The following is a 23,223-nucleotide window of genomic DNA, read 5'->3' on the forward strand; positions in this document are numbered from 1 at the left end:
GCAGCAGTTGCGCGCTTGCTGATTACTTGGGGCTCAGGCCCGTGATGTCGTAGAAGTTGATCTTGCCGCCACCGTCAAAGACGCGGTCGCCAGGGTTGATGCCGGCAGGGCAGGCGCCCAGGTACTCGCCCTTGATATTGCGGGTGGTCTCCACGGTGCTGCCATCGGGCATCTGCTGCTTGGTGACCGACAGCACATGGAAGTTGTGCTGGAAGTCGCCGGTGATCTTGCGGCTGCTCTCGATGCGCTGCTCGGTCTGGCCCACCTTGCAGTTGGACGTGAATTGCCAGCCATTGCTGTCTTTCAAACTCGCCGTCTTGCATTGCTGCACATCGTACTTAGCCTTTTGCAGCTCACGGGTCTTGTAAAAGGTGTCCTTGTCCATGCAGTCCTGGAACTGGACGGTCTGGCCATCCTGGTCTGTGGAGCTGATCTGCCAGTGGCCTGACTTGGGGCGGGGCAGGTCTTCGATGTCGCCGGTGGAGGCGCAACCGGCTGCCAGCAAGGCGGCGGCAACGGCGGACAGGGAGGTGAGGTAACGGGTAGAAAGCATGGATGTCCTCTCGGTGGTTGTCATGCAGCATCGCTGCAGCGTGTTTTTGTACAGGAACGCGTTGTTACTTTATATCCTAGGCGGGGCGCTGCCCGCACATTGTCTGACAAGGGCCGGGCCGCGTGTAGGAGAGCACCCGGCGCGTGCTTACGGCAGCGGTTTTGTACGCTCTTCGGGGTGCTGATCTTGGCCACATTGCTCCAATAGCCAGCGCTCGAAGGTCTGCATCGCCAACGAAGGGCTGCGCGATTTCAGCTGGGTGAGCCAGTAGCTGCCGGTATCCAAGGTCTGCGCAAGCGGCGCGACCAGGCGCCCCGCCTGCAGATCACGCGAAAACAGGCGCAAGGGCAGCAGCGCGACGCCCAGGCCCTGCGCTGCCGCCTCGGCCAGCGTGAGGGATGAATCGAACACCGTGCCGCGCAGGCTGGGGCAGGCGAGCTTGTTCTGGGCGAACCACTGCTCCCACTCGCCTGCGCGGTAGGTGCGCAGCAAGGTCTCGCGCGCCAGGTCGGCCGGCTGCTGCAGGCGTGCGGCGATCGCGGGCGCGCACATGGGGGTCAGGGGCGCCTGCAGCAGCTGCCGGGCCGACGTGCCATGCCAGGCGCCGTCGCCAAAGCGGATCGCACAGTCCCAGCCTTCGCCGGCCAGGTCCACCCGGTTGTTGTGGGTGAAAAGGCGCAGGTCGACAAAGGCATGGGCCTCCTGAAAAGCACGCAGCCTGGGCAGCAGCCAGCCCACCGCAAAAGTGCCCACAACGCCGACCGAGAGCACCTCATGCGGCCGCCGGTCCTGCACCTGCGCCAAGGCACGCGACAGGCTGCCAAAGGCCTGGGCCACCACCGGCACCAGAGCCATGCCTTCATCGGTCAGTGCCAGGCCGCGCGGCAGGCGGCGAAACAGCGGCTTGCCCAATTGGTCTTCTAGCTGGCGAATGTGCTGACTGATGGCGGCCTGGGTCACATGCAGCTCCAGCGCCGCACGCGTCAGATTGAGGTGGCGCGCGGCGGCATCGAAAGCGCGCAGGGCATTCAAAGGCAGGTGCATAAGCTATAAGTTTTTCTTGTGGGTTTTCTTGGTTTTCATCGTTGGTCAAGCGCGCGGGATATCGGTAAATTTACGCCTGTCCGCTGGATAACAACGAATTTTAAGGATTGAAAACCATGTATAGAAGAAAGTTTTTCTTGACTATGGGTGCGGCCAGCTTGATCGCCACCTCCGCGCGCGCCTGGGCTGCTGCGCCATCGGCAGACAAGGCGGCAGCGCGCCAGTTTGCCCAGGCCATGCAGGATCTGGAGCGCTCGGTGGGCGGGCGCCTGGGCGTGTCTGCGCTCAACACCGTGACGGGTGCGGCGCTGGGCTGGCGCCAGAATGAGCGCTTTGCGATGTGCAGCACCTTCAAGATGCTGCTGGCCGCCCAGGTTCTCTCGCGCGTCGATGCGGGCCAGGACCGGCTGGACGCTGCGCTGACGTTTGACCGGTCGGTCCTGGTGGAGCATTCGCCGGTGACCGAAAAATTTGCTGGCAAGGCTCCGATGACGGTCGATGCGCTGTGCGACGCCATCATGACGGTCAGCGACAATGGCGCTGCGAACCTGCTGCTGGAGCGCGTGGGTGGCCCGGCGAGCTTTACCGCCTACATGCGCAGCTTGACTGACCCGGTCACCCGGCTGGACCGCATCGAGCCTGCGATGAGTGAATCCAAACCCGGCGATGTGCGCGATACGACCAGCCCACAGGCGATGCTGAGCAGCATGCGCGCGCTGACCCTGGGTACGGCCTTGAGCCCCGCCAGCCGCGAACGGCTGGTGGGTTGGATGGAAGCCAATACGACGGGCGACCACTGCCTGCGCGCAGGCGCCCCGGGCTGGAAGGTGGCGGACAAGACCGGGTCCGGACCTAACACCCGCAATGACATTGGCCTGCTGTGGGCGCCCGGCGCTGCGACGCCGATTCTGGTGACCAGCTACTTGACCGAATGCAAGGCCGAGCCCAAGGCGCGCGATGCGGCACTGGCGCGGGTGGCCGCCGAGCTGGTCAAGCTTTGGGGCTGATTGGGGATTGAATGGGGGATGGATCGGGCGCTGATCGCCTCGATTCAAACCAAACTGCCCCTTGCCAGAGGCAGTTTGGTGAGGGGCGCTGCCGGTGCAAGCAGGGCCCCTTGGCGCATTAACGCCAGGCGATCACAGGTACTTCACCAGCACCTGGCTCTTGCGGCTCCAGTTGTACTTGGCCTTGCGCTGCTCGGGCAGCCAGTCCGGGTCCACCGGCTGGAAGCCGCGCTTGAGGAACCAGTGCATCGTGCGGGTGGTGAGCACAAAAATGCTCTTGAGGCCGGTGGCGCGGGCGCGCTGCTCGATGCGCTTGAGCAGTTTTTCGCCATCGCCCGTGCCCTGGCTCTGGGGCGAGACGGTGACAGCGGCCATTTCGGCGGTGCCCGCTTCCGGGTAGGGGTAGAGTGCCGCGCAGCCGAAGATCACGCCATCGTGCTCGATGATGGTGTAGGCGGAGATATCGCGCTCGATCTCGGTGCGGCTGCGTTTGACCAGCGTGCCGTCCTTCTCGAAAGGCTCGATCAGCTGCAAAATGCCGCCGACATCATCGGGCTTGGCCTCACGCAGCTCTTCGAGGCGCTCATCGATCACCATGGTGCCAATGCCATCGTGCACATAGATTTCCAGCAGCAGCGCGCCATCGGTCGCAAAGGGCAGGATGTGGCTGCGCTCCACGCCTTCCTTGCAGGCCTTCACACAATGCTGCAGGTAAAAGCCCACATCGGTGGGCAAGGTGGCGGGTGGCAACTGGGCAAGCAGCTTTTGTGCCACATCCAGCGGCAGCTCGGTGTCGACCGGGTTGTCTTCTCCTTCGGGCTCCAGCGGGTTCAGGCGAATGCCGGCCACTTCGGTCAGGAACATCAGCTTGTCGGCTTTGAGCTCAATGGCCACGCGCGTGGCCACTTCTTCCATGCTGAGGTTGAAAGCCTCGCCCGTGGGCGAGAAACCAAACGGCGAGACCAGCACCATCGCGCCCATGTCCAGGGTGCGGTGGATGCCGCCGACATCAACCTTGCGCACCAGGCCCGAATGCATGAAATCGACGCCATCGACAATGCCGACCGGGCGCGCGGTGACAAAGTTGCCCGAGATCACGCGCACGGTGGCGCCGGCCATCGGTGTATTGGGCAGGCCCTGGCTGAAGGCCGCTTCAATCTCGAAGCGCAGCTGGCCTGCGGCCTCCTGGGCGCAGTCGAGCGCCACCGAATCGGTCACCCGGATGCCATGCGAGTAGCGCGGCGCATGGCCCTTGGCCGCCAGCTGCTCATTGACCTGGGGCCTAAAACCATGGACCAGCACGATCTTGACACCCAGCGCCTGGATCAGGGCCAGATCCTGGGCAATCGATTGCAGCTTGCCCGCTGCAATCGCCTCACCTGTCACGCCCACTACAAAAGTCTGGTTGCGAAACTTATGGATATAAGGCGCCACCGAGCGGAACCAGGGCACAAAGGTGAAATTGAATACAGCGGACATGGGGGTGGGGTGGGGGTATTTCCTAGAAGCACGCCAGATCGGCGGTTTGCGGCTGCCGCTATTGTTATACAAACATCACGCGTCTGCATGCAGTTCGCTACGGAATGGGGCCTGCGGTCATGGGAAAAATCCATCGGCGCCGCCCTGTCCATTTTGGCTGGCGCAAAGTGGAGGTTTCGCAATCACAAACGGCGCAGGTGTGGGCAAACCGGCGCGCCGGGCCGATGATGGCGGTTTTGCAAAAAATAGTCAGGAGACAAGCATGACCACCACCATGAACCGCCGCCAGCTGCTGGCGCTGGGCGCAGCGCCTCTGGCCGCCGGCCTGCCTTTGCTGCATGCGGGGGCTGCGCATGCGGCCGACTACCCGAGCAAGCAGGTGAAGTTCATCGTTCCCTTCCCGCCGGGCGGCCCGGTCGATACGACCGCGCGTGCCTTTGTGCCGCCGCTGGGCCAGCTGTGGGGCCAGGGCACCTTTATCGACAACCGCGCTGGCGGCGGCGGCATCATTGGCGCGGAGACGGCGGCCCGCCAACCGGCCGACGGCTACAGCCTGTTTGTCGGCGCAATCCACCATTCGGTCAACCCCTCACTGCATCCCAAGCTGAGCTATGACATCCAGAAGGACTTTGTGCCGGTGAGCTTTGCGGCGATGTTCCCGGTGTTCCTGGTGGTCAACCCCAGCGTGCCAGCCAAGAACGTGCAGGAGCTGATCGCGCTGGCGAAAAAGCCGGGTAGCAACCTGGCCTTTGCCTCATCGGGCAATGGTGGCGGCACGCACCTGGCCGGGGAGCTGTTCAACATGCATGCGGGCACCAAGCTCTTGCACATCCCCTACAAGGGCAGCGCCCCGGCGATGACCGATGTGCTGGGCGGGCAGGTGGCGATGATGTTCAGCGATGCGCCCACCGCCATCGGCCATATCAAGAGCGGCAAGGTGCGCGTGCTGGGCGTTGCCAGCCCCAAGCGCTCGGCGCTGATGCCCGAGGTGCCCACCATTGCCGAGCAGGGCTTGCCCGGTTACGAGGCCTATTCCTGGGCGGCGCTGTTTGCGCCGGCAGGCACGCCCAAGGAGATCGTTGCCAAGATCAATGCCGATTTCAACCAGGTGATGCGCGCCCAGGAAGTGCGCCAGCGCCTCTATGTGGCGGGCGCCGAAGCCGACCCCGGCACGCCCGAGGAGATGGCGCAGCGCCTGCAGTCCGAGATCGACAAATGGGCGCGGGTGGTCAAGGCCGCGCAGATCCGTATCGATTGAGCGGGAGGCTGCGCGGGTTGATGCACTGCATGGTGCAGGCATGCACAATGGAGGCATCTTGTACTTGCAGACCGCCTCTATGGACCTGATCTCTGGCAGCGCCGACCCCCATTTCCAACCGGTGGCGCTGGAAAAAGCCTACCGCCTGCTCAACCACGGCCCCACGGTGCTGGTGTCCGCCGCCCATGCCGGCGAGCGCAATGTGATGGCCGCCGCCTGGGCCTGCGCGCTGGACTTCACACCGCCCAAGGTGACCGTGGTGCTGGACAAGGCCACGCGCACCCGCGCGCTGGTCGAGGCCAGCGGCCGTTTTGCGCTGCAACTGCCCACCGTGCCTATCGCCGCCTTGACCGTGGAGTTGGGCACCATCAGCGCGCTGCAGCAGCCGGACAAACTCGCCCAGTCGGGTGTGCAGCTGTTTGAGGCGCCCGGCCAGCAAACGCCCTTGGTGGCGGGTTGCGCCGCCTGGCTGGAGTGCCGCCTGGTGCCCGAGCCCCACAACCAGCACAGCTATGACCTGTTCATTGGCGAGGTGACCGGGGCCTGGGCCGATGACCGGGTGTTCCGGGAGGGCCACTGGCATTTCGAGACAGCGCCGCAAGACCTGCGCACTTTGCACTATGTCGCGGGTGGCCATTTCTATGCGATTGGGGAGGCGATTGATGTGCCCGTGCCCAAGGCGTGATCGCGCGCCTGGCTGCATCCGCGCCAGCTTTGGCGCTGGGTGGGCCTGATGTTTCTGATCTTTGCCGCCCTCGTTGCCGCGCTGTTGGCCGTGCTGGGTTGGCGCAGCCTGCGCAAACGTCGGCAACTGCGCTTTTTGCAGCAATACCGCTTTGATGCTGCCTACCGCAAGGCGCTCTGGCGTGACTACCCGCATCTGAATGACGCGAGCCTGGCGCAAGCCGAAGAGGCGCTGCGCCAGTTTTTCATCATGCACTGGCTGTCGCCCCGCGCGCAGCTGCAGATGCCCTCGCGCCTGGCCGATGCGCTGTGGCATGCCTTTATCCTGGACACCCGGCGCTATCAGCAGTTTTGCCAGCAGGCCTTTGGCCATATGTTCCACCATCTGCCGGCGCAGCCAGCCAGCGCTGGGGCTTCGCAGAACCAGGCAGCAGCTATGCAGCCAAGCTGGAATGCAGCCATGCAGACTCGGCGTTATATGGTGGGTGCGCTGCTGGGTGGCATACCGCTGTTGTTTGCGCTAGATGCCGCTGCCGCGATAGACGACGGCTGGCTGTACCCGCCGGATTTGCTGGGCCAATGGGCTGCGGCATTTGCGCAGGCAGCAGCGGCGGCGAGCAACAGCACCGACAACACATCCAGCGGGGTCTCGGGCAGCGACCACCGTGACGACAGCGGCAGCGCTGGCGATAGCGCCGATGTGGCGAGCACCAGCAGCGGCGCGGACAGCGATGGCGGCGCGTCCAGCTGCAGTGGCAGCAGTTGCGGGGGCGGCAGCAGCGATTGAGCGGCAAAGCCTGCGTGGGCCCAAGGCGTTGTTGCGGCTTCGCAACCGGTGGGCGGCTGCTGCGGGGATAATGCTGCCCCTATGTCGCTCAAGATTACGTTTCCCGAATCCCTGCCAGTCTCCGCCCGCCGTGATGAAATCATGGAGGCCATGGACCGCCACCAGGTCATCATCGTCTGCGGGGAGACCGGATCGGGCAAAACCACCCAGTTGCCCAAGATTGCGCTGGCCCTGGGCCGCGGCAAGGTCAATGCCGCCCCCAATGACAAGGGGGAGGTGCGCGGCCATTTGATCGGCCACACGCAGCCCCGCCGCATTGCGGCCAGCAGCGTGGCCAAGCGCATTGCCGAAGAGCTGCAGACGCCGCTGGGCGATGTGGTGGGCTACAAGGTGCGTTTCCAGGACCGCTTGTCCAAGGACGCCTCGGTCAAGCTGATGACCGACGGTATCTTGCTGGCTGAGACGCAGACCGACCCGCTCCTCAAGCAATACGACACGCTCATCATCGACGAGGCCCATGAGCGCAGCCTCAATATCGACTTTTTGCTGGGCTATCTGCGCCAGCTCCTGCCCAAGCGCCCCGATCTGAAAGTGGTGGTGACCTCGGCCACCATCGATGCCGACCGCTTTGCCAAGCATTTCGCCGGCCCGCAGGGCCCGGCGCCGGTGATCATGGTCTCGGGCCGCACCTTTCCGGTGGAGATGCGCTACCGCCCCTTTGAAGATGCCAAGGACTACGACCTCAACGATGCGATTGCCGATGGCGTCGATGAGCTGTGGACCGGCGGGGCCGGCGGCGATATCCTGATTTTTCTGCCGGGCGAGCGCGAGATCCGCGAGGCCGCCGACCATCTGCGCAAGCACCTGCAGCACTCACCGGTGCTGCGCAATGCCGAGGTGCTGCCGCTCTTCTCGCGCCTGTCGCAGGCCGAGCAGGACCGCATCTTTGAAGGCCATACCGGCCGGCGCATTGTGCTGGCCACCAATGTGGCCGAGACCTCGCTCACGGTGCCCGGCATCCGCTATGTGATCGATGCCGGCACGGCCCGGGTCAAGCGCTATTCCTTCCGCAGCAAGGTCGAGCAGCTGCTGATCGAGCCCGTCAGCCAGGCGGCGGCCAACCAGCGTGCTGGCCGCTGCGGCCGCGTGGCCAACGGCATCTGCATACGTCTCTATGACGAGGCCGATTTCCAGTCGCGCAGCCCCTTTACCGATCCGGAAATTCTGCGTTCGTCCTTGGCCGGCGTCATCCTGCGCATGAAGGCCTTGCGCCTGGGCGATGTGGTGAATTTTCCGTTTCTCGAAGCACCGTCGGGCCGCGCGATTGCCGACGGCTACCAGCTGCTCGCCGAGCTGGGCGCGGTCGATGAGCAAGGCGAGCTGCTGCCGATGGGCCAGGCCTTGTCGCGCCTGCCGCTGGACCCGCGCGTGGCGCGCATGATTGTGGAGGCGCGCGAGCGCGGCGCACTGGCAGAGGTGCTGGTGATTGCCTCGGCGCTGAGCGTGCAGGATGTGCGCGACCGCCCGCTCGAAGCCCAGCAGCAAGCCGACCAGCAGCATGCCAAGTTTGACGACGAAAAAAGCGAGTTCAGCGGCTACCTGCGGCTGTGGAAATGGCTGCAGGATGCGCGTGGCGGCAAGATGGTGGCCAAGAGCCGCAAGGACATGGCCCAGCAAGCAGCCCCCGCCAAGGGCCAGGCGATAGGGCGCAATGCCGCCTTTTTGCCGGTGGCCCAGCGCAGCACCGGTGCGACTGCATCGGTGGAGTCCGCCGCGCCGCTGGCCGCTTTCACGCCGCAGGACAGCGTGGTGGCCGACGAGGCCAGCCACAAGCTCAGCAACCGCCAGTGGGAGCAGCTGTTGCGCCAGAACTTCATCAATATCCGCCGCGTGCGCGAGTGGCGCGACATCCATTCGCAGCTGCTGACGGTGGTCAAGGAGCAGCGCTGGCCGATGAACGAGGAGGCCGCTGGCTACGAGGCCGTGCACCTGTCGATGCTCTCGGGCCTCTTGGGCAATATCGGTTTCAAGACCGAGGAGGGCGATGGCTACCTGGGCGCACGCGGCATCCGCTTCCACCCGCACCCCGGCGCGCACCTGTCCAAAAAGCCAGGCCGCTGGATTGTGGCGGCCGAGCTGGTCGAGACCTCGCGCCTCTACGGGCGCGGCATTGCCGCCATCGAGCCCCAGTGGCTCGAGCAGGTGGGCGCGCATCTGCTGCGCAAGCAGTTGCTGGACCCGCATTGGGAGAAAAAGCAGGGCGAGGTGGCTGCCTATGAGCGCGCCACGCTGTATGGCCTCGTGGTCTACAGCCAGCGCCGCATCAGCTACGGCAAGATCGACCCGCAAGGCGCGCGCGATATCTTTATCCGCCAGGCGTTGGTCGAAGGCGATTGGGAGACGCGCCTGCCGTTCTTGCAGGCCAACCAGAAGCTGATTGCCAAGGTCGAGGAGCTGGAGCACAAGAGCCGCCGCCAGGACGTGCTGGTGGACGATGCGCTCATCTATGCGTTCTACGACCAGCAGATTCCGCAAGATATCTGCACGGGCCGGGCGCTCGAGCGCTGGGTCAAGGACGAGAGCGCGCGCAACCCTGATCTGCTGCGCCTCTCGCGCGATGAGCTGATGCGCCATGAGGCCGCCGGCATCACGACGGCGGCCTTCCCCAAGACCATCAAGATGGGCGGGGTCGATTGCACAGCCAGCTACCTGCACCAGCCAGGGGACCCGCGCGATGGCGTCACGGTGACGGTGCCGCTCTTTGTGCTCAACCAGGTGAGCGAGGAGCGCGCCGAATGGCTGGTGCCGGGCATGCTCAAGGACAAGATCCAGGCCTTGCTCAAAAGCCTGCCCCAGCGCCCGCGCAGCCGCTTTGTGCCACTGGCCGAAAACGCCCAGCGCCTGGCCGAGCTGCTGGGCAGCGCCGAGCGCTTTGGTGCGGGCAGCCTGGTTGAGGTGCTGCTCAAGCAGGCGCGCGACGAGACCTCGCTGGACATCAAGCGGGCCGACTTCAAGCTCGACATGCTCAGCCCGCATCTGTTCATGAACTTCCGTATCAGCGACGAGCATGGCCGCCAGTTGGGCCAGGGCCGCAACCTGGGCGCCTTGAAGGCCCAGTGGGGCGCCAAGGCGCGCGGTGCCTTCCAGGCGCTGGCCGAGCTCAAGATCGCGCCGAAGGCCGATGGCGCGGCAGCCCCGGCGCCGGCGCAAGCGCCTGCCGCCGCTGCCAAGCAAGGTGGCAAGTTGGCGGCACCTGCAGCCAGCGCTGCGGCGCACAGCAAGGCCCAGGGGCCCGTGCTTGCCGCCGACAAGCTCTGGACAGATTGGAGCTTTGGCGCCTTGCCCGAGCTCATGGAGATCAAAAAGGGCAACCAGACGCTGATTGGTTTCCCGGCACTGATCGACCACGGCAACGGCGTCGGCATCGAGGTGTTTGACGAGCCCGAGGTGGCAGCCAGCCGCCATGCGCTGGGCCTGCGGCGCCTGTTTGCGCTGCAGATCCGCGATGCGCTCAAGTACCTGGAAAAGAACATCCCCGATCTGCAGAAGATGGCGGTGGGCTATATGCCGCTGGGCACGCAGGAAGAGCTGCGCGAGCAGATCATCAATGTGGCGATTGACCGCGCCTTTTTGCAAGAGCCGCTGCCCGCCGACGCCGAGCAGTTCAAGCAGCGGGTGCAGGAGGGGCGCGGGCGCCTGACCCTGATCGCCAACGAGGTGGCGCGCATGGCAGGCGCGGTGCTGCAGGAGTACATGGCGGCGGTGCGCAAGATCAAGGACACCAAGAACGCGCCTGAGGCCACGGCCGACGCCCAGCAGCAGCTGCAAAAGTTGGTGCCCAAGAACTTTATCGCGATTGCGCCCTGGGCCCAGCTGGGCCACTATGCCCGTTACCTGAAGGCGATCACCGCACGCCTCGATAAGTACCGGGCTGACCCCGCGCGCGATAGCGCCAAGTTGAAGGAGCTGCAGCCATTGGAGCAGCGCTACTGGCGCCTGGTGGCAGAGCGCAAGGGCCAGGTCGATGCGCGCATGCAGGAGTACCGCTGGATGCTCGAAGAGCTGCGGGTGAGCTTTTTTGCCCAGGAGCTGCGCACGCCGTACCCGGTCAGCAGCAAGCGGCTGGACAAGGTCTGGCAGCAGTTGCAGCAGTAAGGACTTAGGGATACCCGGCTATGCTGCCTTGCGCAACATGGCCGGTTTTTCTTTGTCACACCAGGCGTTCCACCACCTCGTCCACCGTCAGTACATCGCCAAAGAACAGCATCCAGTTGTTGAGGCTGTGGACATGCTCATAGGGCGTCACGGCGGCCAGCGCGTCGTCGACCATGATGGTGGCGTAGTCCAGCATCATCGCGTCGCGCGCGGTGGATTCGCAGCAGACATTGGTGACGGTGCCGCCGATCAAGACGGTGCGCACGCCCTGCGCCTTGAGGACGGCGTCGAGCTCGGAGGCGCCGGGGGCCAGCGCGCTGTAGCAGCGCTTGACGACCGTGAGGTCGCCTGGCTGTACATCGAGCGCAGGCGGCATCGCAAAACCGGCGTGGCCGCTGCCCAGCTCCAGCAGCCGGCGCGCGCTGCGCTCGGGCGTGAGCATATGGCGGTGGTGGTGCGACCAGAACTGGTCGGCGCCATCGGCGCTGGTCTTGATCCACACGACGGTGCCGCCCTTGGCGCGCAGGGCGGCCGCCAGCTGGTTGACCTTGGCAAAGATCGCACGCGCCGGCGCGCATTCGCCCTGGTAGCCAGGCTGGGTGTAGTAGTTCTGCAAGTCCACGACGACAAAGGCGGTGGTCGCGGCGTCCAGCTGGTCATAGGGGTGGAGCACCCCCTGGCGGGCCAGCACGCGCTCTTCAATCCAGGGCTCAAACTGCATGGGGAATATCTTTTCTGGTGTAGATGGGAAACAGCTCAGGCGTAGCGGTGCTGCACGCTTTTTTCCAGGCGGGTGACGGCCATGTACATCACGGCCGACAGCAGCGCCAGCACGACGATCGAGGCCATCACCACATTGAGCTTGAACACCTGGCTGCCATTGACGATCAAAAAGCCCAGGCCGGCGCTGGAGGACTGGAACTCGCCGACGATCACGCCGATCAAGGACAGACCAATGTTCATCTTGATCGCAGCAATCACCGCGGGCACGCTGCCGGGGAAGACCACATACTTCATCACCTGGGCCTTGCTGGCGCCCAAGGTGGTGGCCAGCTTGATCTTGTTGGGGTCGATGGCCAGAAAGCCTTCATAGACGACCATGATCGTGATGAACAGCGAGATGGCGACGGCCATGCCGTAAACCGAGTATTCCGAGCCCAGCCAGATGTAGAAGATCGGCACAAAGGCAATCTTGGGCATGGCATTGGCGATCACGAGGAAAGGATCGAGCACCTTTTTCAAAAAGCTGCTCCACCACAGCATGGCAGCCGTGCCGATGCCCAGCAGCATGCTGACGACAAAGCCGATCACTGTGGCCTTGAAGGTGATCCAGGTGTGGCCCAGCAGGTCGCCGTTGCGGGCCAGATCGACCAAGGTAGGCAGCACGGCAGACGGGTAGCTGGTGAGCATGGGGTTGAGGATGTGGCTGCGCGCGAGCAGTTCCCAAATCAGCAAAAAGGCCAGCAAGAGCCCTGCGCGGCTCAGTGCCACCAGGCGCTTGCGGCGCTGGATCTGGGCCAGCCACTGGCGGTATTCGGGGCTGCGGGTATCGGCCTGGGCCGGGGCCGCCGTGTTGGTGGTGTTCATGACGGTGCTCATGCTTAGCCTTCCACGTGGGCGTCGATCTCGTCCCACAGCACATTGAAGTAATCGTTGAATTCCGGGCAGCCTCGGGCCTCAAAAGGCGTGGGCCGTTTGCCCCCCTGCGAGGGAAAGTCCATGTGGTGCACCGATTTGATGCGGCCAGGCCGGCGAGAGAGCACGATGACGCGGTCGGTCATCGCAATGGCCTCGCCGATGTCGTGCGTGACCAGGATCACCGACTTGCCTTCGTCGCGCAGCACATCGACCACCTCATCGGCAATCGACAAGCGGGTTTGCGAGTCGAGCGCCGAGAACGGCTCGTCGAGCAGTACCACGTCCGGGTTGGTGACCAGGGTGCGGGCCAGGGCCACGCGCTGGCGCATGCCCCCCGAGAGCTGGCGTGGGTAGTGGTGCAGGTAGTCGCCCATGCCGCATTTGTGCAGCAGCTGCGTGGCGCGCTTTTCGGCAGCGGCCAGGTCCTTGTTCTGGATCTGGGCGCCCAGCAAGGTGTTCTCCAAAATGGTGCGCCACTCGAAGAGGTAGTCCTGCTGCAGCATGTAGCCTATGCGCGGGTTGGGGCCGACGATGGTCTGGCCATCGACCAGCACGGTGCCGCTGGACGGCGGCAAAATGCCCGCCAGGATCGACAGCAAGGTGCTCTTGCCGCAGCCCGACTGGCCAATCAGGCTGATGAATTCGCCTGCCTTGACCGAGAGGTTGATGTTCTGCAGCGCCTGGGTTTCGCCCTGGGGTGTGAAATAGCGCAAGGAGACGTTGTCGACATGGACGCGGTAGGGGTGGGTCATCGCAACTCCTTATTTTTGCGCCAGGCTCTGCACCAAGCCCATGTCGACAAAGCGGGCGTAGTCGACCTTTTTGCCGGCCTCCAGCACGCCGCCTTGCACCAGCATGTCCTGCAGCTGGTCCATGGCCTGCTTCTCGACCATCGGCGTCTTCTTCCACAGCTGCAGCTGCTGGTAGCGCTCAATGGCGCTGACCAGCTCGGCCTTGCTCAGGCCCGTGAAATAGCTGCCCACCAGATCGGCCAGCTCGCCTGCGGGCGCAGCTGCGGTGTACTGCTGGGCTTTCGCCACCGCTTGGGTCCAGGCCTGCACGGCGGCGCGGTTTTTCTTCAGGTAGGCGTCGGTGGTGGTGAACACGGTGTAGTCGACCATGCCCACCTCTTTGCCCACTGCGCCCAGCGGGAAGGCCTTGCCTTGTTTTTCCAAGCTGCTGGCCTCGGGCTCCAGAAAGGTCGCGTAGTCGTTTTGCCCCGCCAGCCAGGCGCCAGTGCGCGCGGCCGGGCCGATATTGCTGACCAGCGTAACGTCTTTCTTCGGATCAAGCCCCTTTTTGCGCAGGGCCGCCTCCAGAAAGATATCGGGGTTGGAGCCCGGGCGGAAGGACATGATCTTGCTGCCCTTGAGCTTGCTCCAGTCAAAATTCGCATCGGGTTTGCGGCCCATCAGCAAAAAGCCGTCAGTGGCAGTCAGTCCGGCAAACACAATGGGTTTGACCGGCGACTCGCTGTTGGCGACATAGATCGATGCTTCGGGGCCAATCAGCACAATATCGGCGCTGCCCGAGAGCAGGGCGGCCATGCCCTTGTCGGTGCCCTGCGAGGTTTTCATGCTCATCTCGATGCCCGCGTCCTTGAACATCCTCTTTTGGATGCCCACATACATGGGAACATAGAGCACCGAGCGCACCACCTCCTCGTACCGTATCTTGTGCGCTGTCTGCGCCTGGGCTGCCGACAGCGGCAGCAGCGCCGCCAGCATGGAAGCAATAACAGCCGCACGGCGGCGAAACATTTTCTTCATACCCACTCCTTGTATACAGAAAATAGTGACGGATGACTAAAAACAGCTTCATGCAAGAACAATGCCGAAATAAATGCTGAATTTGCCAAGGCAATGTCTTGTTATGTATTCAGTATCCAATTTATCGTGCGCGCCGAGGATCGGTGTTAACCATCAGGACTGGGCACCCCTATTGGGTGTAGGGCGAAGTTTTAGGGTCGCCCGAGACAGCCGTTTCAGGGGCCCGCGTTGATGCCGCGGCGAATCGCGAACCCATGGATCCACAGTCTGCGGCGCGCGCTGTTCTGGTCTCGGCCACTCACGGGCGACGAATGGGCGCTACTGGCGCGTTATTTTGGCCAGCCGCAGCACCCGGGCTGGTCGCGCATGCGCCTGTACCTGCGCCGGTTGAGCGATACGCGGCGTGCGCTGTCGTTCAACGGCGGCTTTGTGTCGATGCCAGCCCTCTGTTTTGCAGCATCAGACCCGCGCCAGTGCCTGCGCCTTGGCGATCCATTGGTCGCAGGGTGGCTCGCACACGAGGCCTTTCACCACTGGCAGCGGCTGCAGGGCAGGGCGGTAACCCGGCAGGCATTGGGCCTGCAGTGGCGCTTTTGGTGCCATGGAATCAACCCCTATGCCTATACGCCCAGTGCATCGCCGGTGGAGCTGCTCGCCCAGTTCCAGCAGGCCCAGGTCGAGCAGCAGGCGCAGATGTGGCAAGACGCGGTGATGGCCGATATCGCCTGGCGCCAGGCCGGGCCCGGTGCGGAACGGGAGCGGCTGGCAGCCGCTGCCCAGCGCTGGCATGCGGTACTGCACTGGGTGCAACAACAGGGTGCGTCACACCGGGGCTTGCCGGTCCCCTAAGCGACGGCCTTGTGCCTGGGCCGCTGGGCATACTGGACCGCAACTCGCTTTGAATGTTCGGGACCCGCCATGACCGCTGCTGCAGACCTGCCTGCCTCCACTTCAACCTCTGCCCCGGTATCTGCCCCGATATCCGCCTATTGGCCCGGGCGTGTGCCCCGGCAGCTGACCATGCCGGCCACCTCGGTCTGGGACAACCTGGCCGTCAATGCCCGGCGCTATCCGGACCATGCCGCACTGGTGTTTTTTGACCAGGCCATCAGCTATGGCCAGATGTGCGAACAGACCGAGCGGCTGGCCGCCCATCTGTACCAGCAAGGCGTGCGCAAGGGCGACCGGGTCATCTTGCTGATGCAAAACTGCCCGCAGCTGGTGCTGGCCCATTACGCGATCCTGCGCGCCAATGCGGTGGTGGTGCCCGTCAACCCGATGAATACCGCTGCCGAGCTGGCCCACTACATCAGCGATGCCGATGCGCGCGTAGCGATCACCACCGCCGATCTGGCCCCTGCGCTGTGCCAGGCCAGCAGCAGCCTGCCGCCCGAGCAGCAGCTGGCGCACCTGGTCATCAGCCATTTGTCGGACACCATGCCCGCCGATGCGGCGGCGCAGCCGGATTTTCCACCTGCCTGGCAGCCTTGGCTGCTGGGCAACCAGCCTTTGCCGGGTGCCGATCTGCTGGGTGCCACCACGGTCAGCCGGTGGCTCGATGCCGTCCAGTGCCGTGCCGAGCCCCCCGCCGTGGAGGTAGCGGCCAGCGATATGGCGATCCTGCCCTACACCAGCGGCACCACCGGCCTGCCCAAGGGCTGTATCCATGCGCACAGCCATGTGCAGCATGCGGCCATGGCGGGTGTGCTTTGGGGCCGGCAAAGCACCGAGAGCGTGAACCTCGTCGTGGCGCCGATGTTCCATATCACCGGCATGGTGTCGATCATGCATGTGCTGATTTGCGCCGGGGCCACCTTGGTGATCATGCCGCGCTGGGACCGGCAGCTGGCGGCCGCGCTGATGGCGCGCTACCGGGTGACGCACTGGGCCAATATCCCGACGATGGTGGTCGATCTGCTGGCCAGCCCGCACCTGGCGCAGATGGACACCCGCAGCCTGGTCTACATGGGCGGCGGGGGCGCGGCGATGCCGCAGTCGGTGGCGCAAAGGGTCAAGGAGGTCTGGGGCCTGGACTATATCGAGGGCTATGGCATGACCGAGACCTGCGGCGCCTCGCACGCCAATCCCTACGAGCATCCCAAGCAGCAGTGCCTGGGGCTGCCGCACATCGGCATGCAGTCGCTGGTGATCGACCCCGAAACCTTGCAGCCCATGGCCGATGGTGAGGTGGGCGAGATTTTGGTGCGAGGCCCGCAGGTGCTGCAGGGCTACTGGAAGCAGCCCGCTGCCACCGCCGCCAGCTTCGTTGAGGTGGGCGGGCAGCGCTTTTTCCGCACCGGGGACTTGGGTTACCGCGATGCCGACGGGTATTTCTTTTTGACCGATCGCTTGAAACGCATGATCAATGCCAGCGGCTACAAGGTCTGGCCGGCCGAGGTCGAGAGCCTCATGTACCGCCACCCTGCCATCCTGGAGGCCTGCGTGATCGCGGCCCGCGATGAATACCGGGGCGAGACCGTCAAGGCTGTGGTGGTGTTGCGCCAAGGCCAGCAGGGCCTTGTCAGCGCGCAGGACATCATCGACTGGTGCCGTGAACACATGGCGGTATACAAGGCGCCGCGCCTGGTGCAGTTGGTAGATCAGCTGCCCAAGAGCGGCAGCGGCAAGGTGATGTGGCGCTTGCTGCAGGAAAAGGAGCAGTGACGGGCGAGCGGGAGGCCCCTGTACGGCTTGTATCCGGGCTGTATACGGGCTGTTTGGGCAGATGGCTGCGCTACCACCAGCGCATCAACTGCAGCATCCTGTGCCAGAAACCATCGCCATAGCGGACCGCAAGCTAGGCGCAAACCGCTGCGCAAATGGCACATAGCAAGGCCCATGCAGTCCAGCTGGGATCGGTGTTAAAGCCGATGACACCCGCGATAAACAGGCCCAGCAAGCCACCGCAAACGATGCGGATATTGCGCTCTTCGGTGTCGCGGGGCGGGTCTTCTTGCATGGCTTGACGAGGCAGTGCTGGGCCAGGCAGTGTAGGCGGAGGCAGTCAGCGCTGCCAAGCCTGCCTGGCCTTTCCTGGGGCTGGCACTACAGGCTGCCAGCCTTTTCAATCACCAAAATCCGCGCTTCACCTTGCGGGTGGGCCACATGCTCGCAGCCCACGCCGGCGTGGAAGATATCGCCGGCCTGCAGCAGGGCTTGCTTTTCTTCTCCCGCCTCGCGCCAGTGCATGACGACCATGCCTTGCATCACCGCAAAGACTTCCTCTCCGTCGTTGACATGCCAGATATAGGGCTGGTCCGTCCAGTGCAAACGAACGCTGGTGCCGTTCATCTGGGCAATGTCCTGGGCGCCCCAGGGGCGCTGAGCGGTGAAGTCCTGGCTGCGGATGATGCGTTGCATGGTGTCCTGGCACATAGGCCGCTCAGGCCGTCGCGTTCAGCTCCTGGCTGATCGCCTCGATCTGCTCGGACAGCTCCAGCCAGCGCTCTTCGAGCTGCTCGATCTCGCCATTGACGGCGCTCAGCTGCTTGCCAGCCTCAACGATGTCTGCACCCGGCAAACCCGGGGTGGCGAGCTTGGTCTCCAGCGCATCCCGCTGCGCGTTGAGCTGGGGCAGCTTCTTGTCGATCTGTTCGAGCTCTTTTTTGAAGGGCTTGGTCTTGTCGGCCAGCTGCTGGCGGGCCGCAGCGGCCAGGCGGCGGGCTTCCTTGGGGTCGCCCACGGGCTCGGCCTTGGCGGGCGCAGGCGCAGGGGCTGGCGCGGGTGCCGCAACCGGTGCCGCGATGGGCGCAGCCTCGGCTGCGGGTGCCGGCGCTGCATCCTTGCTGCGCGATTGCATATCGGCCTGGCGCGCTTCCTCGCGCAGGCGCTTGGATTCGTCCAGCAGGTAGCGCTGGTAGTCGTCCAGGTCGCCATCGAAGGGGCCGACCTGGCCGCGACCGACCATCCAGAAGTCCTCACAGACGGCGCGCAGCAGATGGCGGTCATGGCTGACCAGCATGACGGTGCCGTCAAAGTCGTTCAGTGCCATCGCCAGCGCTTCGCGAGTTGCCAGGTCCAGGTGGTTGGTGGGCTCGTCGAGCAGCAGCAGGTTGGGGCGCTGCCAGACGATCATCGCCAGCACCAGGCGGGCTTTTTCGCCACCGCTCATGCTGCCCACGGACTGCTTGACCATGTCGCCGCTGAAGTTGAAGGTGCCCAGGAAGTTGCGCAGGTCCTGCTCACGCGCGCTGTTGCCTTCGCTGCCTATTTCCTTGGCCAGGCGGATCATGTGCTCGAGCGGGTTTTCGCTCGGGCGCAAAACGTCCAGCTCCTGCTGGGCAAAGTAGCCGATATTGAGGCCCTTGCCTTCGGTCACGGTGCCGGCCAGGGCCTTCATCTCACGGGCAATGGTCTTGACCAGGGTCGATTTACCCTGGCCATTGGCGCCCAGAATGCCGATGCGCTGGCCTGCCAGCACCGAGCGGTTGACGCCTTGCAAGATCGTGGTCTGCTTGCCGTCTTCGTCCTCATAGCCAAAGGCGGCATCGGTGATCGCCAGCATTGGATTGGGCAGGTTGGCTGGCTCCTTGAACTCGAAGGTGAACTCGGCCTCGGCCAGCACGGGCGCAATTTTCTCCATGCGGTCGAGCTGCTTGACCCGGCTTTGCGCCTGCTTGGCCTTGCTGGCCTTGGCCTTGAAGCGGTCAATGAACTTTTGCAGATGCGCCATCTTCTCTTGCTGCTTGGCAAAGCTGGCCTGCTGCAGCTCCAGCTGCTGGGCACGCAGCTCTTCGAAGCGGCTGTAGTTGCCGCCGTAGCGTGTCAGTTGCCCGCCCTGGATCTGCAGGGTCACATTGGTGATCGCGTCGAGAAATTCGCGGTCATGGCTGATGGTGATCAGGGTGCCGGGGTAGCGCTTGAGCCAGGCTTCGAGCCAGACGAGGGCGTCCAGATCCAAGTGGTTGGTCGGTTCGTCGAGCAGCAGTAGATCGCTGGGGCACATCAGCGCGCGGGCCAGCTGCAGGCGCATGCGCCAGCCGCCCGAGAAGCTGTTGACCGGGTGCTCCAGCTCCTGGACCTTGAAGCCCAGGCCCAGGATCAACGCCTGCGCGCGCGGCACGGCATCGTGGGCGCCAGCATCGGCCAGGTCGGCATAGGCCTGGGCGAGGGCCATGCCGTCGCCGGACGCCTCGGCAGCCTCGAGCTGGGCCTGTACTTCAACCAGGCGGGTGTCGCCCTCCAGCACGAACTGGGTGGCCGATTCCTCGGTTTCGGGCATGTGCTGGGCGACCTGGCCCATGCGCCACTGTGCGGGAATGTGGAAATCGCCACCGTCTTCCGTCAGCGAGCCGTTGAGCAGTGCAAACAACGTGGACTTGCCAGCGCCGTTGCGGCCAACCAGGCCCACCGATTCGCCTGGGTTGATGGTGGTGGTGACGCCGTCAAGCAGCACTTTGGTGCCGCGGCGCAGGGTGATATTTTTCAGCGTAATCATGAATGGCCTCGATTATCGCCGCCCTGGGCTTGGCACAGCGCTATGCGGGGCATAGCGGACAGGGGTTGACTGTGCGCAGTGCATGCGCAAGGCGCTGTTGCAGGCCCAGGTAGGCCAATGCCGCATGCCCTTGTAGGAGGTAACAGGTGTTGAACGCTGTCACCAGCCTGGGCCTACCCAAGCATGGGCCGCAGCGCCATACTGCGGTCTGCAAACGCCATATGTCAGAGATGGCAACCACAAGGACAGTGCTATGACAACAGCCTCTGAAATGCATGGACGGCCTGGTATCGACCGCCAGTCAGGCACCAGCCAGGATGCTGGCGCTGCACCGCCGGCGCGGTCCCATTGGCAGCTGGCCGACATTCCCTATGCGCAGATCGACCATGGCGCGGTGGCGAACGACGAGGACATGTTCTATTTGCTGATGAGCGCCTCCTTTGTCGAGACCGGCTCGGACACCTATGCCACCAATCTGGGCGCGCACTACGCCCAGTACCCAGATATCCAGCATTGGCTGGAAGCGCGCTGGGAGCATGAGGAGCTGCAGCATGGCGCATCGCTGCGGCGCTATGTGGAAACCGTCTGGCCCAGCTTTGACTGGCAAAAGGCCTATGACAGCTTCTTCGCCGAGTACTCGCTGCTGTGCACGCAAGAGGCTTTACTGGAGGACCCGCGCCTGGAGATGGTGGCGCGCTGCGTGGTGGAGACCGGCACCACGGCCTACTACCACACCTTGCGCGGGCTCAGCCAGGAGCCGGTGCTCACCGAGCTGCTGGGCCATATCCGCAATGACGAGGTCGGCCACTTCAAGCATTTCTTGAGCTACTTCAAAAGCCTGCAGGCCCAGGAGCCCGTTGGCCGGCTGCGCATTGCGAAGGCGCTGTACAGCCGCTTGAAAGAATTGCGCGAGAGTGATTCCGATGTGGCGCTGCGCCATGTGTTCGCCAACAAGGGCGATCTGTTTGCCGACCGGCAGCGCAGCTTTGACGATGTCGCCCAGCGCATCTACCACCTGATCAGCACCGGATTGCCGGCCCAACTGGCAGTGCAGATGCTGCTCAAACCCTTGCTGCTGCCGCCCAAGCTGGAGTCCTGTCTGCACCGGCCGATCAGCCGGCTGGCCTGCAAAATGCTGGCCTACTGATGCAAGCCGAGCTGGGCCTTCAGAGCTGCGTAGGCTGTTCCTGCGTCCAGTGCATCAGCGCTTCGCGGGTCAGCAGCAGCACCTGGTCGTCGCCGGCGCTGGTGTCCATCCAGAACACCGGCAGGCCAGGGAAGGCGGCTTCAAAGTAGGCGCGCTCGTTGCCAATCTCCAGCACCAGCACACCGTCTTCGCTCAGGCGCTGGGGCAGCTCCAGAATCAGGCCGCGCACAAAGTCCATGCCGTCCTGGCCACCAGCCAGCGCCAGCACCGGCTCGGCCTGGTATTCCAGCGGCAGGCTGGCCATGCTCTGGGCGTTGACATAGGGTGGATTGCAGAGAATCAGGTCCCAGGGGCCGCGGGCGTTGGCCATGCCGTCTGATTGAACCAGCTGCACGCGCTCTTGCAGGCCATGCTGGTCCACATTGATGCGGGCCACGGCCAGCGCATCGGCAGACAGATCAGCGCCGGTGACCTGCACATCGGGGTAGGCCATGGCGGCCAGGCATGCGAGGCTGCCGTTGCCGGTACACAGGTCCAGCACCTGGCGCGTCTTGTCGCTCAGCCAGTCGTCAATGCTGCCATCGGCCAGCAGCTCGGCAATCAGGCTGCGCGGCACGATGGAGCGCTCGTCGATGTAGAAGGGGACACCTTGCAGCCAGGCCTGCTGGGTCAGATAAGCGGCTGGCTTGCGGCTGCGGATGCGCTCGGCGATCAGTTGCTCGAGTTTGCTGCGCTGCACGTCACTCACCGATTGGCTTGCGACTGAGTCTGCGCCATCCGGGCTGGTGTCGCTGTCCACCGGCAGACCCAGTGACCACAGCACCAGCCAGCTCGCTTCGTCCTGCGCATTGGTCGTTCCATGGCCAAAATGCACACCGGCAGCGCTGAGCGCTGCTGCGCTGTCATCAATCAGGGTGCGGATGGTGGTCATGGCTCAACTCAGGCAAAAATCAAAGACCGCCATTGTAGGCTTGATGACAGCTGCGTGGCACCAGGCAAGGCTGCCGCCAGGGCTATCTGGGTATTGGCTTTGAACAGGTTCTTAGCGCGCCAGGTTTTCCAGAATGCGGCGGTAGATATTTTTCAGCGGCTCGATATCGGCCACGGCCACGCACTCGTCGATCTTGTGGATGGTGGCGTTCGATGGACCGATCTCGATGACTTCCGGGCAGATATCGGCGACAAAGCGGCCGTCGCTGGTGCCGCCAGTGGTCGACAAGGTGGTCTCCAGCCCCACTTCGTCGCGGATGGCTTGCTGCACGGCCGTCACCAGCACGCCGGGTGTGGTCAGGAAGGGCTTGCCGCCCAGGGTCCACTTCAGGTCGTACTCAAGCGCATGGCGCTCCAAGGTGGACTTGACGCGGGCCTTGAGGTTCTCGGCCGTCGATTCGGTGCTGAAGCGGAAGTTGAAGTCCACCACCATCTGGCCCGGGATCACATTGCCCGCGCCAGTGCCCGCATGGATATTGCTCATCTGGAAGCTGGTGGGCGGGAAGAAGGCATTGCCCTCGTCCCACAGGGTGCTGGCCAGTTCACCCAGCGCGCCCAGCCCCTGGTGGATGGGGTTGCGGGCCAGCTGCGGGTAGGCGATATGGCCTTGCACGCCATGGACGGTGAGCTTGCCCGTCAGGCTGCCGCGCCGGCCGTTCTTGACCATGTCGCCGAGCTTTTGCACGGCGGTGGGTTCGCCCACCAGGCAGTAGTCCAGCACCTGGCCGCGCTGGCGCAGCTGCTCGACGACGACGGCGGTGCCGTCCACGCTCGGGCCTTCTTCGTCACTGGTCAGCAAGAGCGCGATATCCAGCGGCGCTGCAGCGTTCTGGGCGACAAACTCCTCGGCGGCCACGACAAAGGCAGCGATGGAGGTCTTCATGTCGCTGGCACCGCGCCCGTAGAGCTTGCCATCGCGGTGCGAAGGGGTGAAGGGGTGCGAGTTCCACTGCTCCAGCGGGCCGGTGGGCACCACATCGGTGTGGCCGACAAAGACCACGGTCTTGGCTCCCGCCACGCCGCTGCGGCGCAGTGCCCAGAGGTTGCTCACCCGAAAACTGTCGGGGCCGCTGTCCATGCGCTCGCAGGCAAAACCCAGCGGCTGGAGCAGGTCGGAAACCATGTCCAGACAGCCTTCGTCATTGGGCGTCACGGAAGGACGGGCGATCAGTTGCTCGGTCAGTTGCAGGGTGCGGGACATGGCGTCAAAGAAAGTGGGCGGGGAGGTCAACAACAATGCGGCCCGCAGGCCGCATTCAGGGCATATGGCCACGG

At 64.2% G+C, this 23,223-nt stretch carries 20 protein-coding genes; 8 read left to right on the plus strand and 12 right to left on the minus strand.

The window, feature by feature from the left end; all coding sequences use genetic code 11:
* Window positions 1-22 precede the first annotated feature (22 nt).
* Both F0Q04_RS13000 and F0Q04_RS13005 read right to left on the minus strand, forming a co-directional pair.
* On the minus strand, window positions 23-553 hold the full coding sequence (locus F0Q04_RS13000; RefSeq protein WP_182341110.1) for a DUF3617 domain-containing protein: 531 nt from the start codon (window positions 551-553) through the stop codon (window positions 23-25).
* 147 nt (window positions 554-700) lie between these two features.
* Window positions 701-1,597 carry a LysR substrate-binding domain-containing protein gene (locus tag F0Q04_RS13005; protein WP_182341113.1) on the minus strand — a complete coding sequence of 299 codons (897 nt, stop codon included), beginning with the start codon at window positions 1,595-1,597 and terminating at the stop codon, window positions 701-703.
* A gap of 116 nt (window positions 1,598-1,713) precedes the next feature.
* Between F0Q04_RS13005 and bla the strand changes: the two genes are divergently transcribed.
* Entirely contained in the window at window positions 1,714-2,604 is an 891-nt protein-coding gene (gene bla / locus F0Q04_RS13010) for a class A beta-lactamase (protein WP_182341116.1), read from the plus strand.
* A 132-nt stretch (window positions 2,605-2,736) separates the two neighbouring features.
* On the opposite strand, the gene argA is transcribed toward bla, so the two are convergent.
* The gene (argA, locus tag F0Q04_RS13015; RefSeq protein WP_116925551.1) at window positions 2,737-4,083 is read right to left on the minus strand and encodes an amino-acid N-acetyltransferase; all 1,347 of its coding nucleotides are present in this window, start codon (window positions 4,081-4,083) and stop codon (window positions 2,737-2,739) included.
* A gap of 262 nt (window positions 4,084-4,345) precedes the next feature.
* Here argA and F0Q04_RS13020 point away from each other — a divergent pair, with 262 nt between their 5' ends.
* From F0Q04_RS13020 to hrpA, 4 genes are all read left to right on the plus strand, one after another.
* Window positions 4,346-5,341: a tripartite tricarboxylate transporter substrate binding protein gene (locus F0Q04_RS13020; RefSeq protein WP_116925552.1), complete on the plus strand. Its 996-nt coding sequence runs from the start codon at window positions 4,346-4,348 to the stop codon at window positions 5,339-5,341.
* Window positions 5,342-5,420: 79 nt separating this feature from the next.
* Window positions 5,421-6,026 carry a flavin reductase family protein gene (locus F0Q04_RS13025; protein WP_116925751.1) on the plus strand — a complete coding sequence of 202 codons (606 nt, stop codon included), beginning with the start codon at window positions 5,421-5,423 and terminating at the stop codon, window positions 6,024-6,026.
* Between the two features lie 48 nt (window positions 6,027-6,074).
* Window positions 6,075-6,812 carry a glycine-rich domain-containing protein gene (locus F0Q04_RS13030; protein ID WP_182341119.1) on the plus strand — a complete coding sequence of 246 codons (738 nt, stop codon included), beginning with the start codon at window positions 6,075-6,077 and terminating at the stop codon, window positions 6,810-6,812.
* Between the two features lie 81 nt (window positions 6,813-6,893).
* A complete protein-coding gene (hrpA, locus tag F0Q04_RS13035; protein ID WP_182341122.1) occupies window positions 6,894-10,967 on the plus strand; it encodes an ATP-dependent RNA helicase HrpA in 4,074 nt (1,357 codons plus the stop codon).
* A 55-nt stretch (window positions 10,968-11,022) separates the two neighbouring features.
* Here the strand turns inward: hrpA and F0Q04_RS13040 are convergent, their stop codons facing one another.
* Genes F0Q04_RS13040 through F0Q04_RS13055 form a run of 4 tightly spaced genes read right to left on the minus strand, consistent with a single transcriptional unit; the run spans window position 11,023 to window position 14,374 of the window.
* Window positions 11,023-11,688: an isochorismatase family cysteine hydrolase gene (locus F0Q04_RS13040; protein WP_116925555.1), complete on the minus strand. Its 666-nt coding sequence runs from the start codon at window positions 11,686-11,688 to the stop codon at window positions 11,023-11,025.
* Window positions 11,689-11,723: 35 nt separating this feature from the next.
* Window positions 11,724-12,566 (minus strand): ABC transporter permease, encoded by an 843-nt coding sequence (locus tag F0Q04_RS13045; protein WP_232539332.1) that lies wholly within the window; start codon window positions 12,564-12,566, stop codon window positions 11,724-11,726.
* Window positions 12,567-12,568: 2 nt separating this feature from the next.
* Window positions 12,569-13,357, minus strand: a complete 789-nt coding sequence (locus F0Q04_RS13050) for an ABC transporter ATP-binding protein (RefSeq protein WP_021024935.1) — start codon at window positions 13,355-13,357, stop codon at window positions 12,569-12,571.
* 9 nt (window positions 13,358-13,366) lie between these two features.
* A complete protein-coding gene (locus F0Q04_RS13055) occupies window positions 13,367-14,374 on the minus strand; it encodes an ABC transporter substrate-binding protein (RefSeq protein WP_182341125.1) in 1,008 nt (335 codons plus the stop codon).
* 231 nt (window positions 14,375-14,605) lie between these two features.
* Between F0Q04_RS13055 and F0Q04_RS13060 the strand changes: the two genes are divergently transcribed.
* Both F0Q04_RS13060 and F0Q04_RS13065 read left to right on the plus strand, forming a co-directional pair.
* The gene (locus F0Q04_RS13060; protein WP_182341128.1) at window positions 14,606-15,223 is read left to right on the plus strand and encodes a hypothetical protein; all 618 of its coding nucleotides are present in this window, start codon (window positions 14,606-14,608) and stop codon (window positions 15,221-15,223) included.
* A gap of 69 nt (window positions 15,224-15,292) precedes the next feature.
* The gene (locus F0Q04_RS13065; protein ID WP_182341131.1) at window positions 15,293-17,038 is read left to right on the plus strand and encodes a long-chain fatty acid--CoA ligase; all 1,746 of its coding nucleotides are present in this window, start codon (window positions 15,293-15,295) and stop codon (window positions 17,036-17,038) included.
* Between the two features lie 133 nt (window positions 17,039-17,171).
* On the opposite strand, the gene F0Q04_RS13070 is transcribed toward F0Q04_RS13065, so the two are convergent.
* The 3 genes from F0Q04_RS13070 to F0Q04_RS13080 all read right to left on the minus strand — a co-directional run bounded on the left by F0Q04_RS13070 (window position 17,172) and on the right by F0Q04_RS13080 (window position 19,811).
* Window positions 17,172-17,333, minus strand: a complete 162-nt coding sequence (locus tag F0Q04_RS13070; protein ID WP_182341133.1) for a hypothetical protein — start codon at window positions 17,331-17,333, stop codon at window positions 17,172-17,174.
* 86 nt (window positions 17,334-17,419) lie between these two features.
* Entirely contained in the window at window positions 17,420-17,734 is a 315-nt protein-coding gene (locus F0Q04_RS13075; RefSeq protein WP_182341136.1) for a cupin, read from the minus strand.
* A 22-nt stretch (window positions 17,735-17,756) separates the two neighbouring features.
* On the minus strand, window positions 17,757-19,811 hold the full coding sequence (locus F0Q04_RS13080) for an ABC-F family ATP-binding cassette domain-containing protein (RefSeq protein ID WP_182341139.1): 2,055 nt from the start codon (window positions 19,809-19,811) through the stop codon (window positions 17,757-17,759).
* A gap of 253 nt (window positions 19,812-20,064) precedes the next feature.
* On the opposite strand from F0Q04_RS13080, the gene F0Q04_RS13085 reads away from it, so the two are divergent.
* A complete protein-coding gene (locus F0Q04_RS13085) occupies window positions 20,065-20,958 on the plus strand; it encodes a ferritin-like domain-containing protein (protein ID WP_232539333.1) in 894 nt (297 codons plus the stop codon).
* Window positions 20,959-20,977: 19 nt separating this feature from the next.
* On the opposite strand, the gene prmB is transcribed toward F0Q04_RS13085, so the two are convergent.
* Window positions 20,978-21,889, minus strand: a complete 912-nt coding sequence (gene prmB / locus F0Q04_RS13090; protein WP_182341142.1) for a 50S ribosomal protein L3 N(5)-glutamine methyltransferase — start codon at window positions 21,887-21,889, stop codon at window positions 20,978-20,980.
* 111 nt (window positions 21,890-22,000) lie between these two features.
* A complete protein-coding gene (gene dapE, locus F0Q04_RS13095) occupies window positions 22,001-23,149 on the minus strand; it encodes a succinyl-diaminopimelate desuccinylase (RefSeq protein WP_182341145.1) in 1,149 nt (382 codons plus the stop codon).
* Window positions 23,150-23,223 lie beyond the last annotated feature (74 nt).

It is taken from the genome of Comamonas koreensis (assembly GCF_014076495.1).
Classification (GTDB): domain Bacteria; phylum Pseudomonadota; class Gammaproteobacteria; order Burkholderiales; family Burkholderiaceae_C; genus Comamonas; species Comamonas squillarum.

Coding starts and splice junctions, on each gene's coding strand:
- F0Q04_RS13000 (WP_182341110.1), bottom strand. CDS start 553: ATGCTTTCTACCCGTTACCTCACCTCCCTGTCCGCCGTTGCCGCCGCC.
- F0Q04_RS13005 (WP_182341113.1), bottom strand. CDS start 1,597: ATGCACCTGCCTTTGAATGCCCTGCGCGCTTTCGATGCCGCCGCGCGC.
- bla (WP_182341116.1), top strand. CDS start 1,714: ATGTATAGAAGAAAGTTTTTCTTGACTATGGGTGCGGCCAGCTTGATC.
- argA (WP_116925551.1), bottom strand. CDS start 4,083: ATGTCCGCTGTATTCAATTTCACCTTTGTGCCCTGGTTCCGCTCGGTG.
- F0Q04_RS13020 (WP_116925552.1), top strand. CDS start 4,346: ATGACCACCACCATGAACCGCCGCCAGCTGCTGGCGCTGGGCGCAGCG.
- F0Q04_RS13025 (WP_116925751.1), top strand. CDS start 5,421: ATGGACCTGATCTCTGGCAGCGCCGACCCCCATTTCCAACCGGTGGCG.
- F0Q04_RS13030 (WP_182341119.1), top strand. CDS start 6,075: ATGTTTCTGATCTTTGCCGCCCTCGTTGCCGCGCTGTTGGCCGTGCTG.
- hrpA (WP_182341122.1), top strand. CDS start 6,894: ATGTCGCTCAAGATTACGTTTCCCGAATCCCTGCCAGTCTCCGCCCGC.
- F0Q04_RS13040 (WP_116925555.1), bottom strand. CDS start 11,688: ATGCAGTTTGAGCCCTGGATTGAAGAGCGCGTGCTGGCCCGCCAGGGG.
- F0Q04_RS13045 (WP_232539332.1), bottom strand. CDS start 12,566: ATGAGCACCGTCATGAACACCACCAACACGGCGGCCCCGGCCCAGGCC.
- F0Q04_RS13050 (WP_021024935.1), bottom strand. CDS start 13,357: ATGACCCACCCCTACCGCGTCCATGTCGACAACGTCTCCTTGCGCTAT.
- F0Q04_RS13055 (WP_182341125.1), bottom strand. CDS start 14,374: ATGAAGAAAATGTTTCGCCGCCGTGCGGCTGTTATTGCTTCCATGCTG.
- F0Q04_RS13060 (WP_182341128.1), top strand. CDS start 14,606: ATGCCGCGGCGAATCGCGAACCCATGGATCCACAGTCTGCGGCGCGCG.
- F0Q04_RS13065 (WP_182341131.1), top strand. CDS start 15,293: ATGACCGCTGCTGCAGACCTGCCTGCCTCCACTTCAACCTCTGCCCCG.
- F0Q04_RS13070 (WP_182341133.1), bottom strand. CDS start 17,333: ATGCAAGAAGACCCGCCCCGCGACACCGAAGAGCGCAATATCCGCATC.
- F0Q04_RS13075 (WP_182341136.1), bottom strand. CDS start 17,734: ATGCAACGCATCATCCGCAGCCAGGACTTCACCGCTCAGCGCCCCTGG.
- F0Q04_RS13080 (WP_182341139.1), bottom strand. CDS start 19,811: ATGATTACGCTGAAAAATATCACCCTGCGCCGCGGCACCAAAGTGCTG.
- F0Q04_RS13085 (WP_232539333.1), top strand. CDS start 20,065: ATGACAACAGCCTCTGAAATGCATGGACGGCCTGGTATCGACCGCCAG.
- prmB (WP_182341142.1), bottom strand. CDS start 21,889: ATGACCACCATCCGCACCCTGATTGATGACAGCGCAGCAGCGCTCAGC.
- dapE (WP_182341145.1), bottom strand. CDS start 23,149: ATGTCCCGCACCCTGCAACTGACCGAGCAACTGATCGCCCGTCCTTCC.